The organism is Blastocatellia bacterium (assembly GCA_035275065.1).
Taxonomy (GTDB): domain Bacteria; phylum Acidobacteriota; class Blastocatellia; order UBA7656; family UBA7656; genus DATENM01.
The window spans coordinates 182,910-200,288 of sequence record DATENM010000046.1 but is presented as its reverse complement, the minus strand read 5'-3'; the positions used below and the strand labels follow the sequence as shown (position 1 = coordinate 200,288).

General features: G+C 58.5%; 16 protein-coding genes. 15 read left to right on the top strand and 1 reads right to left on the bottom strand.

The window, feature by feature from the left end; genetic code table 11:
• Positions 1–961 precede the first annotated feature (961 nt).
• The 11 genes from VJ464_10825 (at position 962) to VJ464_10775 (ending at position 12,461) form a co-directional block, all read left to right on the top strand.
• Positions 962–2,407 carry a TolC family protein gene (locus VJ464_10825; protein HKQ05617.1) on the top strand — a complete coding sequence of 482 codons (1,446 nt, stop codon included), beginning with the start codon at positions 962–964 and terminating at the stop codon, positions 2,405–2,407.
• Between the two features lie 89 nt (positions 2,408–2,496).
• Complete coding sequence (locus VJ464_10820) at positions 2,497–4,011, top strand: copper oxidase (protein ID HKQ05616.1); 1,515 nt, start codon at positions 2,497–2,499, stop codon at positions 4,009–4,011.
• Between the two features lie 258 nt (positions 4,012–4,269).
• Positions 4,270–4,842 carry a DUF2318 domain-containing protein gene (locus VJ464_10815; GenBank protein ID HKQ05615.1) on the top strand — a complete coding sequence of 191 codons (573 nt, stop codon included), beginning with the start codon at positions 4,270–4,272 and terminating at the stop codon, positions 4,840–4,842.
• 52 nt (positions 4,843–4,894) lie between these two features.
• Positions 4,895–6,151: an FtsX-like permease family protein gene (locus tag VJ464_10810; GenBank protein ID HKQ05614.1), complete on the top strand. Its 1,257-nt coding sequence runs from the start codon at positions 4,895–4,897 to the stop codon at positions 6,149–6,151.
• 14 nt (positions 6,152–6,165) lie between these two features.
• Entirely contained in the window at positions 6,166–6,870 is a 705-nt protein-coding gene (locus tag VJ464_10805) for an ABC transporter ATP-binding protein (GenBank protein HKQ05613.1), read from the top strand.
• Between the two features lie 19 nt (positions 6,871–6,889).
• A complete protein-coding gene (locus tag VJ464_10800; protein HKQ05612.1) occupies positions 6,890–8,074 on the top strand; it encodes an ATP-binding protein in 1,185 nt (394 codons plus the stop codon).
• Positions 8,064–9,428 (top strand): sigma-54 dependent transcriptional regulator, encoded by a 1,365-nt coding sequence (locus VJ464_10795; protein HKQ05611.1) that lies wholly within the window; start codon positions 8,064–8,066, stop codon positions 9,426–9,428. Before VJ464_10800 ends, VJ464_10795 begins: the two co-directional genes overlap by 11 nt.
• A 432-nt stretch (positions 9,429–9,860) precedes the next feature.
• On the top strand, positions 9,861–10,430 hold the full coding sequence (locus VJ464_10790) for a hypothetical protein (protein ID HKQ05610.1): 570 nt from the start codon (positions 9,861–9,863) through the stop codon (positions 10,428–10,430).
• A gap of 134 nt (positions 10,431–10,564) precedes the next feature.
• Positions 10,565–11,092: a nuclear transport factor 2 family protein gene (locus tag VJ464_10785; protein ID HKQ05609.1), complete on the top strand. Its 528-nt coding sequence runs from the start codon at positions 10,565–10,567 to the stop codon at positions 11,090–11,092.
• Positions 11,093–11,296: 204 nt separating this feature from the next.
• Entirely contained in the window at positions 11,297–11,836 is a 540-nt protein-coding gene (locus tag VJ464_10780) for a hypothetical protein (GenBank protein ID HKQ05608.1), read from the top strand.
• Positions 11,837–12,023: 187 nt separating this feature from the next.
• Positions 12,024–12,461, top strand: coding sequence for a c-type cytochrome (locus VJ464_10775; GenBank protein ID HKQ05607.1), 438 nt, complete (start codon positions 12,024–12,026; stop codon positions 12,459–12,461).
• A 131-nt stretch (positions 12,462–12,592) separates the two neighbouring features.
• On the opposite strand, the gene VJ464_10770 is transcribed toward VJ464_10775, so the two are convergent.
• Positions 12,593–12,913, bottom strand: coding sequence for a metal-sensitive transcriptional regulator (locus tag VJ464_10770; GenBank protein ID HKQ05606.1), 321 nt, complete (start codon positions 12,911–12,913; stop codon positions 12,593–12,595).
• 419 nt (positions 12,914–13,332) lie between these two features.
• Here VJ464_10770 and VJ464_10765 point away from each other — a divergent pair, with 419 nt between their 5' ends.
• The 4 genes from VJ464_10765 (at position 13,333) to VJ464_10750 (ending at position 17,284) form a co-directional block, all read left to right on the top strand.
• Entirely contained in the window at positions 13,333–13,491 is a 159-nt protein-coding gene (locus VJ464_10765) for a YHS domain-containing protein (protein HKQ05605.1), read from the top strand.
• Between the two features lie 23 nt (positions 13,492–13,514).
• Entirely contained in the window at positions 13,515–13,925 is a 411-nt protein-coding gene (locus tag VJ464_10760; GenBank protein ID HKQ05604.1) for a hypothetical protein, read from the top strand.
• Between the two features lie 148 nt (positions 13,926–14,073).
• Positions 14,074–16,566: a heavy metal translocating P-type ATPase gene (locus VJ464_10755; GenBank protein HKQ05603.1), complete on the top strand. Its 2,493-nt coding sequence runs from the start codon at positions 14,074–14,076 to the stop codon at positions 16,564–16,566.
• A gap of 19 nt (positions 16,567–16,585) precedes the next feature.
• Positions 16,586–17,284 (top strand): c-type cytochrome, encoded by a 699-nt coding sequence (locus tag VJ464_10750; protein HKQ05602.1) that lies wholly within the window; start codon positions 16,586–16,588, stop codon positions 17,282–17,284.
• Positions 17,285–17,379: the final 95 nt, after the last annotated feature.

Genomic DNA, 17,379 nt, shown 5'->3' with positions numbered 1-17,379 from the left:
GATGCTTTCACAGCCACGATCAAATAGGGCTTTTTTCTACAGGCGGCAAGTCAGCCGACAGCTTCAACCAGCAGCCCCATCCTATAATAGGAGCCGTCTCACCGGCGGCTGATACTTCATTCGCGGAACTGGTTGGCGAAACCACCGCGCGCACTCCCGACCGGTCTCCGCCCAGGCGCGTTGCCTCTGTCCTTCGAATCTAACTCCTTCCTCTCTGAACCCAACCTGAGAGACGCCGTGTGTTCACGCGCCGAAATCAATTCGGCGAGAAACTGCTAAACCACAAGGAGGCACAAGCATGAACATCGGGAGACAGCGCCCGGCGCTGTGTGCGAACTCGCGCGCCGGAATCAAGGGCGCGGTTGCTGCCATATTCTTCACATTACTAATTGCGGTCTGTTTGTCCGCGCGGGCGACGCAGGCCGCACTGCTTTCACAAACGGCGGGGGCCACTGACGGGGAAGTCGCTCTGGGCCTAGACCACTTCGACGCTCACTGTGCGAATTGCCACGGTGCAACGGGGAAAGGCGACACCGAACGGGGCAAGTCCTTAGCCGCTGCCGACCTCACCTCGAAAAAGACGCAGTCCAGATCGGATGACGAGTTGTTTCGCATCATCTCGAATGGTATGCCGGGTACGGGCATGCCCGCGTTCGGCAAGTCACATAATCCTACAGAGATTCGCCAGACGATACTCTTCCTCAGAAGGCTGCCTGCGCTTACGCCTGAGGAAAGAGAGAAGCTGGAGGCTGCCGTCCCAGCCAGCGCCCGTCATAAACACAGCCAGGAAAAAGATGACCACCATGAAATGCAAGGCGGCGAGCATATGCATACCAAGGGAGAGGCTCAACATGAGCATGGCGCTCAGCCTGTAGGCGGGGCCTCAACCCAAAAGCCTGCTTCGGAGGAACACCATCACGAGATGACAGCTCAGCCATCTCCTAATACTCAGCAGCAAAATATGTCGGAGATGCAGCATCAGCCTGGCGGGCCGCCTGCGCAAGCGACGCCCCAACAGCCTCAGAACACGCAGCAAGAGAGCAATCCGCATGCGGGCCACCAGATGCAAACGCCGGCCACGCAAGCGCAACAGACAACTCCGCCCGGTCCTGTGATGACGCTTGCCGATGTGGAACGGACGGCGTTGCAGAACAACCCGACGCTCGCCCAGGCGGAGTCGGCGATCCGCGCCGCCCAGGGGAGGAGGAGACAGGCCGGCCTGTGGCCGAATCCGACGGTGGGTTATCAGGGCGAGGAGTTTGCCTTCCGCGCTTTCGGGGACAAGAGCGAGCACTTCGCTTTCATAGAACAGACCATCCCTCTGGGCGGAAAGCTCAAAAAGAGTCAGCGCATATTCGAGCGCGAGGTCCAACAGGCCGAGATCGAAGCCACTGCCCAGAAGGCGCGCGTCCTCAACACCGTGCGTATGCTCTACTACGAGACTTTGGGGGCGCAGCAGATGGTTGACCTCCGCACCGAGCTCGCCAGGATCGCGCGCGACGCGGTGAAGACCACGTCCGAGTTGTTGAACGTCGGCCAAGCCGATAGGCCGGACCACCTGGAAGCCGAGATCGAGTCACAACAGGTCGAGCTTGAGCTTGAGAGCGCGAGAAACAACCTCCGGCAGGTCTGGCAGTTGCTCGCGTCGGTTATCGGGACGCCGGCGATGTCACCGATGCGATTGGCCGGCAATCTCGAAGAAAATCTCCCGACCCTGGACCAGGAGACGCTCATGGCCACCTTGCTACAGGAAAGCCCGGAGATCAAGCGGGCGCGGGTTGAGGTTGAACGCGCACAGGCAGTTCTGGCGCGCGCCAAAGCCGAACGCATCCCCGATCTGTTCCTGCGCGGCGGTATTGGTTACAGCTCTGAATTCCTGGAAACTGCTAATGGCGCTACGGGCAGGCGCACAGGGCCGGAGGCGAATGTCCAGATAGGAATTACCCTGCCGGTCTTCAACCGCAATCAGGGCGGCATCGCCGCCGCCGAGGCTGAATTGGCCATCGCAGAGCGCGAGATGACTCGTCTTGAACTCTCCCTGCGCGTCAGGCTGGCGCAGGCTTTCAGAGACTATAACAACGCAGCGGACGCAGTGCGGCGTTACCGGGAAGTCATCCTGCCTCGCGCCGAGCGGGCATATAACCTCTACCTGGCGAGCTTCCGGCAGATGGCCGCCTCTTATCCGCAGGTGCTCATCTCGCAGCGCACCATGTTTCAGGTCAGGGAACAATATCTGAATGCCCTCGTGGAACTCAAGCAGAACGCGATTCAGTTGGAAGGCTTCCTGCTGACGGGCGGACTCGACGCGCCGCGCTTTCAATCGGCTGAACCTGCGCGGGTCGAGATGACCGGCGTGCGGTCAGGCGGACAGGGCAGCGCCGATCACGTCGAGAACCGGCGGCCCTGACGTCTGAGGCGACGGATTCTTAGACAGGTAAGAGGGATGTCAATAACCGAAAAGTTTGCAATGGATCTGATTGCTACAGGAGCAAAGTTATGAATAAGAGCAGACGCAATTTCTTTTTACGCAGCTCGGCGATTGTCGGGACCGGCCTGATCGCCGGTAAGTCGGTAGCCGCCCAGCACGAGCATCACATGCAGCCTCAGCCGCAAGCCCCGAAAAAGGAAGCTCCGGCGCAGCCGCAGGCCCCGCCAAAAGTCAAAATGGCTGAGGCCCCTGCCGGCAACGTGCCCGTCATCACGCCCGACGTGGCCAGGCTCCCTTGGAAGATGGAAGGCGGTGTGAAGGTGTTTAACCTCACGGCGGAGGTCGTCAAGCGCGAAATCATGCCGGCTAATTCAATGGGGCCAGCAAAGGTGCTCGACCTCTGGGGCTACAACGGCAGCGTGCCCGGCCCGACCATCGAGGTCAATGAAGGCGACCGCGTCAGGGTGGTCTTCAGGAACAACCTTCCCGAAGACTCTACCATCCACTGGCACGGTCTGGAGATTCCAATCGAGATGGACGGCATGCCTTACATCAGCCAGCCGCCGGTCAAGCCGGGCCAGACATTCGTCTATGAATTCACTGTTCACCAGAAGGGGACGTTCTTCTATCACTCGCACGGGGCGATGCAGGAGATGATGGGGATGATCGGGTTTTTCATCATCCACCCTAAGAAGCCTTATGACCCGCCGGTGCATAAGGACTTCGCCATCGTCTTGCAGGAGTTTGCCGCGCTGCCGAACAACAACGTGCCGAACTCGATGTCGATGGAGTTCAACTGGCTAACGATGAACGGCAGGGCGGCGCCGGCGACCACGCCGATGATCATCAAGCTCGGCGAGCGCGTGCGCATCCGGCTGATCAACATCGGCATGGACCATCACCCGATTCACCTTCACGGAAACCAGTTCTACGTCACGGGCACCGAAGGCGGGCGCATCCCGCAATCGGCATGGTATCCGGGCAACACGGTGCTGGTTGGCGTGGCGCAGGCGCGCGACATCGAGTTCGACGCCATCTATCCTGGTGACTGGATGCTGCACTGCCACCTGCCGCACCACATGATGAACAACATGGTGTCGATGGTCGGGCCGATGGCGCACGCCGGCCACGGCATGCACACCGGCGCGGGGATGGAAGAAGGCATAGGCATGGTAAGGGAAGGCAGTGCCACGTCAGAGAACCTCGGCCCCGCGCTGGGTCGCGGCATGGGCATCACGGCGGACCGCGAGAAGGCCACCTCGAACGTGGTCGGGCAGCAGCAGCAAATGTCCGGTCATGACATGTCCCAGCACCAGATGTCCGGCGACCAATCCATGGAAACCAAGAAGCTCGTTCCCGGCTATCCGCAGGACGACATGATGATGATGATGGTCATAGACGAGGCGGTGGCCAAGCCCGAAACCAATGGGCTTGCGCCTGGGTGGTCGGCCGGGCTTCAAGGGATGATGTCGCTCGTTCGTGTGCTCCCACCCGACCAGTACGACAAGCTGATGACCGACATAAAGGATGGCCGCGTCGAGCAGAATAAGCCGCAGCCGGAGCACAAGCATTCCGGGGGGTAAACATGAAACGGGCCTCAACTGATCTAACCGGATCGTCCTTTGTTTTTCCAAAGCGCGGCTGGCGTGCGCTCGCCGCTGGCGGTGGTGCCGTGAGCGGCTCATTCGAAAGGTTATCCCTCTCCAAAGAGCCGCCGCAGCGCAACTGACTTTCACCTGGGGCCGGATGAGCTTTTGCTGGCTGCCCGGCCCACAATCAATTGAATGCCTGACAACCGATTGCCGCGCCGCGGCAACACGAACAGATAGTGAGGTGCAGTAATGAGTAAGCAAGTCCCATTTCACACAGACCCATCTCGTGAGAAGAAACGCGCCGAGTTCGCATCACCGACACCGCGCAAGAAGCGTTTATCCCCTATTTTATTAATCGCCCTGGCTGCCATTGTTGGACTCGGCGCTTACCTGGCATTCGGCGGATCGGGCGATCACCCCCGATCTGCTTCTGTCGTCAACACGGGCCAGAACGCATCTCAAAGCGCAGCCGGCATCGGCGATATAAAGATACCGCTCGCGGACCTCGTCGGCGGCAAGGCGAAGTTTTTCGATTACGCCCTGTCGAACAAAACTCCGGTGCGCTTCTTCGCGCTCAAGAGCGCGGACGGAACCTACAGGGCGGCGATGGATGCCTGCGAGGTCTGCTTCCATGCGAAGAAAGGCTATCACCAGGAAGGCGATGACATGGTCTGCAACAACTGCGGCAAACATTTTCCGACCGCGCTCGTCGGCGAGGTTAACGGCGGCTGTCATCCAATCGGTTTACAGCGCGCCGTCGAAGGCGACCAACTGGTAATTAAAGCGAGCGAGCTTGAAAGCCGCGGCGAGTATTTTCAATGAGAGTTGACCTTGGTTTCAGCAGGCCGGTCTCACAGGGCTAGGAGTAGAAAAAATGCGAATCACTACAATCGCCTTTGCCAACCTCAAACGTCGCAAGGGTAAGGCCATATTCCTCTCCGTCGGCATCAGTATCGGCATTGGCACCGCCGTCGCGCTCCTGAGCCTGAGCGGCTCAATCAAGGAAGAGATCGGTGCCCAGCTCGACCGCTTCGGGGCAAACATCATCGTGCTGCCACAATCCAACAGCCTTTCACTCGACTATGGAGGAATCACCGTATCCGGCGTTTCGTTCGACGTTCACCAACTGGCCGACGAAGACGCTAAAAAGATTCTGGAGATTCCATACAACAACCGCCTGAGCCTCATCTCACCAAAGTTACTGAGCGTTATAAACGTTGAAGGCCAGCAGGTACTGCTCGCCGGGGTCGATTTCAAAAGCGAGATGGTGTTGAAGCGGTGGTGGCACATCGTCGGGCGGAAGCCTGAGGGCGACGGCGACGTGCTGGTCGGCTACGAGGCCGCGCGGGCGCTTTCGCTGGTCGGACCCGAGCCGCGATCCCACGTACAAACTGTTTCAAGTATGCCCGACATGCCTGAGATGGCGGCGCACGACGGCGGAACCCGGGGCGGATTTGAAATCACGAAAGACAAGCTACAGATTGCGGGGCGTGAACACCGGGTCGTGGGCGTTCTGGCTCCGACGGGTGGCCCGGACGACCGCATCATCTTCGGCGCGCTCCCACACGTCCAGTCGCTTTTGAACAAGCCCGGACAGTTGAGCCTGATCGAAGTAAGCGCGCTGTGCAAGGACTGTCCCGTCGGCGACATCGTCACGCAGATCAGCGAGAAGCTGCCCCACGCGAAAGTATCAGCCATTCAGCAGTCGGTCCGCGCCCGCACCGAAACCGTCGAGCGGCTCACGCGATTTTCAGCCGCCGTGGCCGCGGTCGTTCTCGCCATCGGCGCGCTGATGATCTTCACGACGATGATGGGGGCAGTGGTCGAGCGCACGAAAGAAATCGGCGTGCTGCGCGCCATCGGATTTCGCAGGACTCACATCGTCAAAGGACTTGTCATCGAAGTCGCGGCAATCAGCGTCGTCGGCGGGCTTTTTGGATGGGCGGCAGGAACGCTCGCAAGCTGGCTGGCCTTGCCATATTTTGCGGAAACCGGTGTGGCCTTTCATATCCAGCCGGTGCTGGCCCTAGTCGCGATTGTTGCAGCAGTGATGATCGGCGTGCTGAGCAGCTTTTATCCCATCATTAGGGCTTCGCGTCTCGACCCGTCCGAAGCCGTGCGATACGTATAAAAGGGAGACTCAAGATGGCTTTTGTGGCGGTTGAACAGGTCAGCAAGGTTTATGGCGGGGAGCGTGGGGCGTCGGGCGTGCGGGTGCTTTCCGGCGTCAGCGTCGAAGTCGAAGAGGGCGAATTCATTTCTCTGATGGGGCCTTCAGGGTCAGGCAAAAGTACGCTGCTCACGATAGTCGCGGCGATGAATCAACCTTCCGAGGGGAGGGTCTTAGTGGATGGCATTGACGTATACGGACTGTCAGACGAGCGCCGTGCTGATTTTCGGCGGGAATACTTGGGCTTCGTCTTCCAGCAGCACCACCTGTTGCCTTACCTGAATGCTCTCGAGAACGTGATGTTACCGCTCGCCACGACACCCCTTCCCTCGAAAGAGAAGCGTGCCCGCGCCATTGAGGTATTGGAGAAGGTCGGCCTCGGAGATAAAGGGGTTCGTTTGCCGAATCAACTCTCCGGAGGAGAGCAAGGGAGACTTGCCATTGCTCGCGCCATCGTCAACCAGCCTCCGCTGATCCTGGCAGACGAACCAACAGGCGCGCTCGACACTAGAACCGGTCAGGAAATCATGGAAGTCTTTTTAAGTCTCAACGTTCAAGGGCAGACCATCTTCCTGGTGACTCATAACCCGGATAATGCCCGCCTCGCTGACCGGACCATTCATATAAGGGATGATCGCATGGTAACGGAGTCCGCCGTTCAGACCGCGACCGCCGGGTGAGCGTGCCGCGCAACCGGTTATGAACAACTCATCGCGAAAAGTAAAGCTGGTGACGGGGCTGCTCCTGGGCTTGAGCGTGGTCCTCATCACGCTCTTGCATTACCACACAATGGCTGGCGGAAACTTTCTTCTGCATGAAGTATCACAGCGCCTCTATTATGTCCCCATCGTTTACGCGGCCTACGCGTTCGGCGTTAGGGGGGGCCTCAGCATATCGCTGCTGAGCGGGGCGGTCTACCTGATGCACATATCCGAGCACGGGCATGACCCGCAGGCCGCCATCCTCAACCAGTATGCCGAAGTATTCATGTTCCAGGTTGTCGGCGTCGTGACCGGCCTCCTCGCCGGCGCCGAACGGCGACAGCGGCGGCGGTTCGAGAAAGCGTCTGCCGACCTAGCCGCGGCCTACCAGGAATTGAGAGACACGGTGAGCTTGTTGATCCGCGCCGACCGGTTGAAGTCGGTCGGCGAAGTTGCCGCCGCCATCGTGCATGAAATCAGAAACCCTCTCAGCGCGATCAAAGGGGCGGCGCAGATCATCGAAAAAGAGATTCCTCAAGACAGCCCGAGGCGCCGCTTCACCGCCGTCATCGAGGAGGAGGTGGACCGCCTGAACAAGCTGGTGAGTGAATTCTTAACTTTCGCCAGGCCGCGCCAGCCCGAAAAACGACCGTCGAACCTTAACCATCTCATTGAGTCCGTCATCACCTTCACCTCCAAAGAAGCGACCAAGCGCGGCGTCAGGCTCGTGCCGAAGCTTGACGAGCACCTTCCCGCCGTTGAGGTTGACGCGGAGCAGATCAGGCAGGTGTTGTTGAACTTGATACTCAACGCGATCCACGCGATGCCGGAAGGCGGCGTTGTCGAAGTTTGCAGCAAGCGCATCGGGGAAGTCATAGAGTTGTCCGTGCGCGATTACGGCACGGGCATTGATCCGGCCATACGGGACAAAATATTCGACCCGTTCTTCACCACGAAGCCTGAAGGTTCGGGCCTGGGGCTGTCCGTAGCTTATGGCCTGATCAAACAGCACGACGGTGAAATCGAACTCGGCGCACTCAATGGTCCAGGCAGCCTGTTTATCATAAAGCTTCCGCTCACGACAAGTGGCGCAGCCAAGCCGGTAGAACCCGACGGTCATGGCAGCAATATGCTTCCTGAGTCGGCGACTGTGGGGGGACGATTGAAAGGCCATGATGAGTAAGAAGAAGATTCTCGTTGTTGAAGACGAACACTCGTTGCGGCAGGTCATCGAGTTTCAACTGTCTGAGGCCGGCTACGAAGTCGCGACGGCAGAAGACGGTGCGCGCGGCTACGAGACGCTCACCGAAAATTTGCTGGATCTGGTCATTACCGATCTGGCCATGCCCGAGATGGATGGCCTCGAACTTACCAGGCGCGTGAAAGCGATCTCGCCTGAAACGCCCGTGATCGTCATCACCGCCTTCGGAGAGGTGCAGACGGCGGTGGCCGCGATGAAGTTCGGGGCGGAAGATTATCTGACCAAGCCGCTCGACTGGGATGAGCTTCGAATGATTATTGAGCGGGCGCTGAAGGTGAAGGATCTGGCGCGAGAAAACCGCGAGTTGCGGGCGTTCATCGGGGAGCAGTTCAAACCGGAAAACATCATCGGAACGTCGAAACGGATGCGGGAGTTGTACGGAGTCGTCGAGCGCGTCTCGCGGACTGACGTGAGCGTCTTACTGCTTGGCGAAAGCGGCACGGGCAAGGAACTCGTCGCCAAGTGCATTCACCAGAATGGCGCCCGTCGCGCGCAGCCTTTTGTGACGATTGACTGTGGGGCGATACCCGAGCAGTTATTGGAGTCGGAACTGTTCGGGCATCACAAGGGCGCTTTCACCGGCGCGATTGCCGACAAGCGCGGCATGTTTGAAGAAGCGCACGGCGGGACCGTGTTTCTTGACGAGATCGGCGAGATGCCGCTCAACCTGCAAGTGAAACTGCTCAGGGTCTTGCAGGAAGGCCAGTTCATGCGGCTCGGCGAGAACACGCCGCGGCGCGTCGACCTGCGGGTGATCGCCGCGACGAATCGTGACCTGGCCAGGATGGTCGAGGACGGGGCATTCCGCGAAGACCTGTACTTTCGAATCAATATCGTCCCGGTAAAACTGCCGCCGCTGCGCGAACGCCGTGAAGACGTTCCGCTGCTGGTCGCCCACTTCATTGAAGACGCCGCACGGCGGTACAGCCAGCCTCAGCCGCGTCTGTCAAAAGACGTGTACCGCTATTTCCATCAGTACCCCTGGCCGGGAAACATCCGTGAACTGAAGAACACGATCGAGCGCCTGTTGGTTCTGTCAAACGATGAAGAGATCACAACTGACGACCTGCCCGATGAGATCAAGAATGTTCGCGCCGGCGCGGGCAGCCTTTCATTGAACCTGCCCGAAGGCGGCATTGACCTCGAAGAAGTGGAAAAAGAGATCATCCGGCAGGCGCTGGAAAAGAACGGCCACAACCAGAGCCGCACGGCGAAGTACCTCAACATTACGCGCAACACTCTGATATATCGTATGCAAAAGTTCAATCTTGGTTAGCGCATGAAAAAGCCTGTAGATTTGTCGGCCCCGCGGTCTTATGCGATCTCAAGCTGGGCATCTCCCTACGCGCTAATTAATGCCTCATCGCCTCAACGTCATTCTAAAGGTTAGCCAAGGCCAAGACCTGTCGCAGATGACACACTGCTGTTGGAAATCCAACAGTCATGCGCGAAGCTGTTCAAACAACCTTCATGGATCAGGTTATGCGTAAGCCCTTTCAACAATTTACTAGAAGGTCATCTCGGACCATTTGTCCAGACGGTGGTATAAGACTTGCCCTTATAGAACGTCACTGCCAGAACGCCAAGGGGGCCGTGAGTTCTGGTTGAGGACGATTTAGCAGCGAGCCATATAGAGAAGGGCAAATGGCGAATAGGGGTATCAGCGTTGTTATCGCGCTGATCACTTTTTAATTGGATGTAGGCAGTCATGGCAAACCCAGTTCATCGGTGGTCGCTTAATCACAGAATGATCATTACCGTCAGCAGTCTCGCTCAAGCTCTAAGAGGCTATAAGGAGATATGGTACGGAGCCGGTATGGGCATCAGCATGTGGGTGCTTGATGCAGCGATGCACTGCGTGCAGCGCGCCCCAATTAGCTGGAGCGGATTTACGAAAGAGATGATCGCGAGTGACGGCGCGCAGCTACTATTTCGCATTCTGTTTGTGGCCATGGCGACGGCGCTGGGCGTCAGCCTATGGCGGAGCAATCGGCACAGGTGCCAGGTGCGGGACCTCCAAGCTTTGCTCGGCGCTTTTCATCGTCAGGTGGTCAACCCGGTGGTGTTGATCGTCGGCTATTCTCGTATGCTCTCGCTTCGTGAAGGGTGGCCCGTAGGCCGCGAAGCAGTCGAGATCATCAGTGAGATTCAGCTTAACGCGCAAAAAATTAATAATGCGATCAAGCGCCTCCCGCCACCCTTCGAGCCTCTGGAGGCGGCAAGCGTGGGTGATCCAGAGATGGCGCGAGCCAGGGCAACGCTGGGCAATTCAGCATAGGCGATGGATCACCACAAGCGATGTCAATTCTTCCCAACGCAGGTTATGGTGCCAGCTCATGCCACCTCGCAGAGAATATGTTGGCGTAGGCATCGCGGCAATGGCCGAAGATGCGCGGCCTATGGAGAAGGGGTATGAATAACTCGACGGGTAAAACCATCTCGCTGACCACCCTGTTCAGGTTTACCGTTTCGATGATCGCAATGGCGACGACTGCTTTCGCGCTCACCGCATCAACTCGGACGGATGATGAGTCAGCCGTGCGAGCGGCGCTGGTCGAGAACGCGGCAGGGTTTGAGCGCAACGACATCGCCAGGGTGAGTAAGGTGTGGGCGCAGGACGAATCGGTCACCGTCTTTGAGAGCGGGCACGCAAACTACGGCTGGGCGGACTATCGGGATCATCACCTTGTGCCGGAGATGGCAGAACTGAAGAACACGAAATATGCCCTCAGCAACATTAAAATCCGCGTGGCAGGCGACTCGGCTTGGGCGACGTTCAAATATACGATCTCGGCTGATCTAAAAGAGCGGCATGTCGAGGGGGAAGGTCTGGGCACAGCGGTTCTAGAAAAGAGAGCGGGGCGCTGGCTGATCGTGCACTGGCATTCGAGCAGCCCGCGCCGCACGCCGGCTGACTCGCCACCGCCTAAGAAGGGGTGAGGCTACGAAGCCCGGTCGCGATGACAGCCGATCATCGGAAACACGGACTTGATCTTGGAACGCTGAGTTGATCGTCAGGACGAGACCAGAGAAAGGTGACGGAACAATCAAGCGAGTTAATCGAACAAACGGGGCCGTAAGAGTGATGGACAAACGGACCTTAAACTTTATTCGTTTATGAATTGATTCGAAGGGAGAAGAAGTATGAAGGCAAGGGTGTACTCAACAGTTTTGGCAATCATCACATTTGCATTTGTGAGTGTGGTCAGCGCGATGGCGCAACATGAACATCAGCATGGCGGGCAAAAGCCCCCGGCCCAAAGCGGCAAGCCGGCGGATATGTCGGCGATGATGAACGGCCCTCACCACCTGCTGGCGATGGCTTACGCGCGCAACATCAGTTCCTTCGCGGCAGTCCTGCACGAGCAGGCCGGTAAATCGAATTCGGTAGACGCCGACCTCGCCCGCGCGGCGACGGCTGAAATCAGGCGGAGCTTCGACGCGATGCAGCAGCACATGCAAGAGCACATGAATGGCATGGGCGGCGATATGCAATCTCACCTGAGCATGATGCAGGGGGCTGACGCGCACGTCACTGCCATTAAACAGCACCTGACCGCGTTGGAGCGAGATGTGCAGGCAGATACGCTCAACGCCAGGAGCATTGCGGACCATGCTGCCGAGATTCACAAACACGCTGATGAAATGGCCGGCGCCCAGAGCGGCCATGAACACAAGATGTAATCGAACACGCGGCGGTGTTGCCTGGCGAGGGCAGTGGACTCGCGCGGCAGCAAGGTATTGCCAGGGGCTGGAGACGCGTCCTTACAGGTAGCAGCGTGCGGCTCCGAGACGGAGCGATGCGTGATGTATTCAGGTAGATGCTGCTCAGACAAAGGAGGGATGAATCGTGATGTCCCGGAAAACCAAGATGCTTACAATGGCGATCGTCACTGGCCTGCTGGCGGCCATGTGGGCCTCCGGCCCTAAGGCAATCGCCCTTGCCCATGATCCGCATGAGCACTCGCATGCGCCGGCCAGCGCCAAGAAGCTCAAGAACCCGCTGACCGCGACAGATGACAACATCGACAAAGGGCGCGCGCTTTACAATAAGAACTGCGCTTCGTGCCATGGCCAGGATGGCAAAGCGCAAACCGATGTTGCCGCAGGAATGAAGATCAAGCCGGCTGACCTGACGGCGCTGCACGAGAGAACGGATGGCGAAATCTACTGGGTCATCACCAACGGCATCAAGAAGAGCGGCATGCCCGCCTTTAAGGCCAAAGCAGGAACTAACGAGCGGTGGCAAATGACGCTATACGTCAAGCACCTTCTGGGCGAACACCCGCATGGGACCGGCGGCGAGTAGCCGGTGCCGGCACGTTGCCGTGTGCGACGGGGCGCTGAAAGACCGAAGGCAGCTATGGAGCAAAGCTTTGACGCTTTTGCCCGTCATCATATGAAGCCATACGCAGCGCGCCCGGTGACTGGATGAAAGGGTCAACGCAAACGTGTCAGCACACGCCCGACCTCTTCGGCCAGTCGCCGGGCTTCGGCTGGCTTACACTGGCTGTTGAGAGCAGACTCAGCGCATGCCGCGACATGGTCGCTAAGCATATCGCCCTCGACGCGACGCAGCGCCGCGATGATGGCGTTGATCTGGTGAACAATGTCGATGCAATAGCGCTCGTCGGCCACCATCTGCTGTAGGCCGCGCACTTGGCCTTCTATGCGGCGCAGTCGCGGTAACTGCTTCAGGTGGTCAACCGGCTTGTGGGCCGTGGGCTTCTTGCCCTTTCGAGATTTGATAGAACGAGTCATTGAGTTTGCTGCTTCCTTTCCGCAAAGGGGGTGGCGAATGGCGGCGGTCACCACATCGCACTGATGGAACGCCGCCAACGTTGGCGGCGGGATGCTTACCTCATTCCGCCGCCTCAAATGACCTACCGTGAAAAGAGTCCCGGCTCTTGAATGAGAGGCGCAACGGCTTTTCAGAGTTGCATACCGCCAGGGCATCGGGTAGCATTCAATTATACCCCACTAGGGTATACTCTTTTTTGTGTGACGCTACAGCAAGGCACGGGGCGGACTTTTGCTGTAGGCGAAATCGACCTCACTCAGAAAGCCTTCTGCCAGTTGTCCGGTTTCCTGGACGCCTATCTCACTCGAGAAGGATCCACCCAAACACGCCGTCGCTCTTGCGACCCGGCTTTAGTCTACACGAGGAGAGAGTAAAAGCAATGGCGACTCAAACTGACCCTGGCTGCGGCATGCAGGTTGATGAGCAGAACGCAGCGGGACAATCGCAGCACCGAGGGCAGAGCTATTACTTTTGCAGCCAGAGCTGCAAGTCAAAATTCGATCAAAACCCTGAGCAATATGCTCAAAGCAATGAATGATACGCGGGCTAGACTACGGTCATGTGCAACGTGTCCCAGGCCACGGCGCCTATGAGATTAGCGTCACGTTCGCAGGGTTCAGAGACTCAGGCTTGAACCAGGGGTACTGGATCGGTTACTGGTCGCGTAATTTCGGCTGGGGCATCGCCGAGGCAGGGCACAACTTCACTTTTGTAAATCCGGATGACTGGCAGCAGGCGGTGACCGGCTCGCTGCTTTCGCACCTGGGCAAACACGGCCCGATGATCCTCACGCAGCCCGAAGGGTTAGGCGAGGGTGCCGTGCGCTACCTCGAAATGGTGAGGCCGACATGGGGAACCCCGCCCGACCAGCTTAACAACCACGGCTGGATACTGGGCGGCACGGATAAGATCAGTTGGCCAGCGCAGGCCGACATCGACGCGCTGCTGGAGCCGGGAGATGCTTCTGAATGAGGCTTCCTCTATACACCCGCCTTGAGCGAATGCCAGGTTAAGACGAATATTAAGGTGAGTACGTGTCGCGTGACAAAGAGACGACCGTCAGACCCTATGTCTGATCTCGCATGCTTCGGAACTATAGCATGGCAAAAGGAGTGGTTCGATGAGCGGAAAGAAAACGAATGTGGATGTAAGAAGTGGCGACTCGACCGCAAATGAGAGTGTCGCGCTCGTAACAGACCCCGTCTGCGGGATGCAGATAAACCCGGAGACCTCCGCCGGCTCCTCTCAGTACGGCGGGAAGGCATATTTCTTTTGCAGTAAGACCTGTCAGGAAAAGTTCGAGGCTGATCCATCCAGGTATCTGAAGGCGTCTGCAAAATCAGGTGTGGCTTCAGCGCGGCCTGCGCCGCCTCATGCGGCTGAGAAGGGGGATCTATACACCTGTCCGATGCACCCGGAGGTCAAGAATCAAGGGCCGGGTTCCTGCCCGAAATGCGGCATGGCTTTAGAGCCGGTGGAAATCTCCCTGAAGGCGGCAAAGACGGAGTACACCTGCCCGATGCACCCGGAGATTGTGCGCGATGAGCCGGGCTTTTGTCCGATCTGCGGGATGGCTCTGGAACCCAGAACCGTCACCGGCGAAGAGGCGAATGAGGAACTGATCGATATGACGCGCAGGTTCAAGATCGGCTTGATCCTGACCGTTCCGCTGCTACTGGTCGCCATGTCAGACCTGATACCCGGTCAGCCCGTGCAACACGCCGTCTCGATGCGACTGCTCAAGTACATTCAGTTGGCTCTTGCCACACCCGTAGTGCTCTGGGGGGGATGGCCGTTCTTCCAGCGCGGCTGGGCCTCAGTCATCAACCGCAGCCTCAACATGTTCACCCTAATCGCCCTCGGTACGGGAGTCGCCTACTGGTACAGTGTAGTCGCCACTTTCTTCCCGACCATCTTCCCTGCTTCTTTCCGCACTCACGGCGACGAGGTGGGTGTCTATTTTGAGGTCTCGGCGGTAATCGTCGTTTTAGTGCTCCTGGGTCAGGTCCTCGAACTACGCGCGCGCAGCCAGACAAGTAGCGCCATCAAAGCCTTACTGGGGCTAGCCCCGAAGACAGCCAGAGTCATCCGCGAAGACGGGACGGAGGAAGAAGTCTCGCTCGACAGCATCAAGCCCGGAGACCGGCTGCGGGTTCGCCCCGGAGAGAAGATTCCTGTGGATGGAGTGATTCTCGAAGGCGCAAGCTCAGTTGATGAATCTATGGTCACGGGTGAACCCATCCCCGTAGAAAAGAGCAAAGGTGACAAAGTCACCGGCGGCACCGTGAACGGGACGGGAGGCTTTATTATGCAAGCGGAGCGGGTCGGCAGCGATACGCTTCTCGCCCAGATTGTGCGCATGGTGAGCGAAGCCCAGCGCAGCCGCGCGCCCATTCAGCGCCTCGCCGACGTCGTCTCTTCGTACTTCGTGCCTGCCGTCATCGTGAGCGCCGTGCTCACCTTCATCGTGTGGAGCCTCGTCGGTCCGGAGCCGCGCCTGGCTCACGCCATCGTCAATGCCGTCGCCGTCCTCATCATCGCCTGCCCCTGTGCGCTGGGGCTTGCGACGCCGATGTCCATCATGGTCGGGACCGGTCGCGGGGCCACGGCCGGCGTGCTCATTAAAAACGCCGAGGCGCTTGAAGTCCTGGAGAAGATAGACACACTCATCGTGGACAAGACCGGCACGCTGACCGAAGGCAAGCCGCGCCTCACCTCGGTCGTGCCGTCGAACGGGACCGGCGAGACAGAGCTACTTCGCTTGGCGGCGAGCCTCGAACGCGGAAGCGAACACCCGCTGGCCGCGGCCATCGTCGCCGGCGCACAGGAGAGAGGCGTGACATTGACTGAGGCCGAAGAGTTTCAATCTATAACCGGGAAGGGCGTTGTCGGAAAGGTGGAAGGGCGCATGGTCGCGCTCGGCAACGTCAAGCTGCTCGAGCAATTGAATATCAAATCAGACGGCTTGATGGGGGAGGCAGAGGCTTTGCGCAAAGACGGCGCGACCGTGATGTTCGTTGCCATCGACAACCGGCCAGCCGGTCTGCTTGGCGTCGCTGACCCCATCAAAGAGTCTACTCACGAAGCCTTGAAGGCGCTGCACGAAGAGGGCATCCGCATCGTCATGCTGACAGGCGATAACCGGACCACCGCCGAGGCCGTCGCCCGGAAGCTTGGAATTGACGAGGTGGAAGCCGACGTCCTGCCCGAACAGAAGGGCGGCGTGGTGAAGCGCCTACAGGCTCAAGGGCGGACGGTTGCCATGGCCGGCGACGGCATCAATGACGCCCCGGCCCTAGCGCAAGCCCATGTCGGCATCGCCATGGGCACCGGCACGGACGTTGCAATAGAAAGCGCCGGCGTCACGTTGATCAAAGGAGACCTTCGCGGCATCGTCCGGGCCCGCAGGTTGAGCCGGGCCACGATGCGCAACATCAGACAGAATCTCTTTTTTGCGTTCATCTACAACGCGCTCGGCGTGCCCATAGCGGCGGGCGTGCTCTACCCGGTCTTAGGGTTGTTGTTAAGCCCGATGATCGCGAGCGCCGCCATGAGTGTCAGTTCGGTATCAGTCATCGGCAATTCGTTGCGGCTGCGCAGGGTAGAGCTTTAAGGATAGGAGTAAGGGATCGATGAAGAGAACAATAAAGATTGTAGTCATCACCATCTTTGCCCTATTCCTGATTGAAGTCATTGCGGGTGAAATCTTCTTGCGGACGCACAGGTTTTCCGCGAGAGAGAAACCTTCCTGGCTTGAGAAGACCATGGCCATGCACGCGCGACGCGTCTCCACTCCTTCTGACGCGATGTCATTAAAGAATCCCAACGCGATCACTGAAGAGAGTATGGCAGAGGCCCGCGAGCATTTCGTCGAGCACTGTTCGGTCTGTCACGGGATAGATGGCAAGGGGCAAACGACCATCGGCCAGCGCATGTATCCGCCGGTCCCCGATATGACGCAAGGGGAGACGCAACAGAAGGCGGATGGTGAGTTGTTCTACATCATTTCTAACGGCGTTCGGTTAACGGGGATGCCGGCATGGGAGGGCGAAGACACCCCTGAGTCAATCTGGGATTTAGTCGCCTTCATCCGTCATCTGCCCCAGCTTACGCCCGAAGAGTTGGACTGCATGAAAGAAGTGGCCGGGCAGGCGGGCGAGGAGACGGGCGGGGGAAACAATCACAGTGGTGAAGAAAAGGGCGACCACAAGAATGACGAAAAGAAAAGCGTCGGCAATGAAAATCATGCCAAGCCCGACGCGGCAAAGCCGAAGATGAAGCCTCACACACACGGACCAGGGGCGAAGCCACACGAACACCCACAACCGTAACCATCCCGGTCGCGGCCACATTCTACGCTGCCATTAAATTGTTTGTTGTGATGCGCTATATGGCACACGGCTGCTGGAAATCCAACAGCCGACCT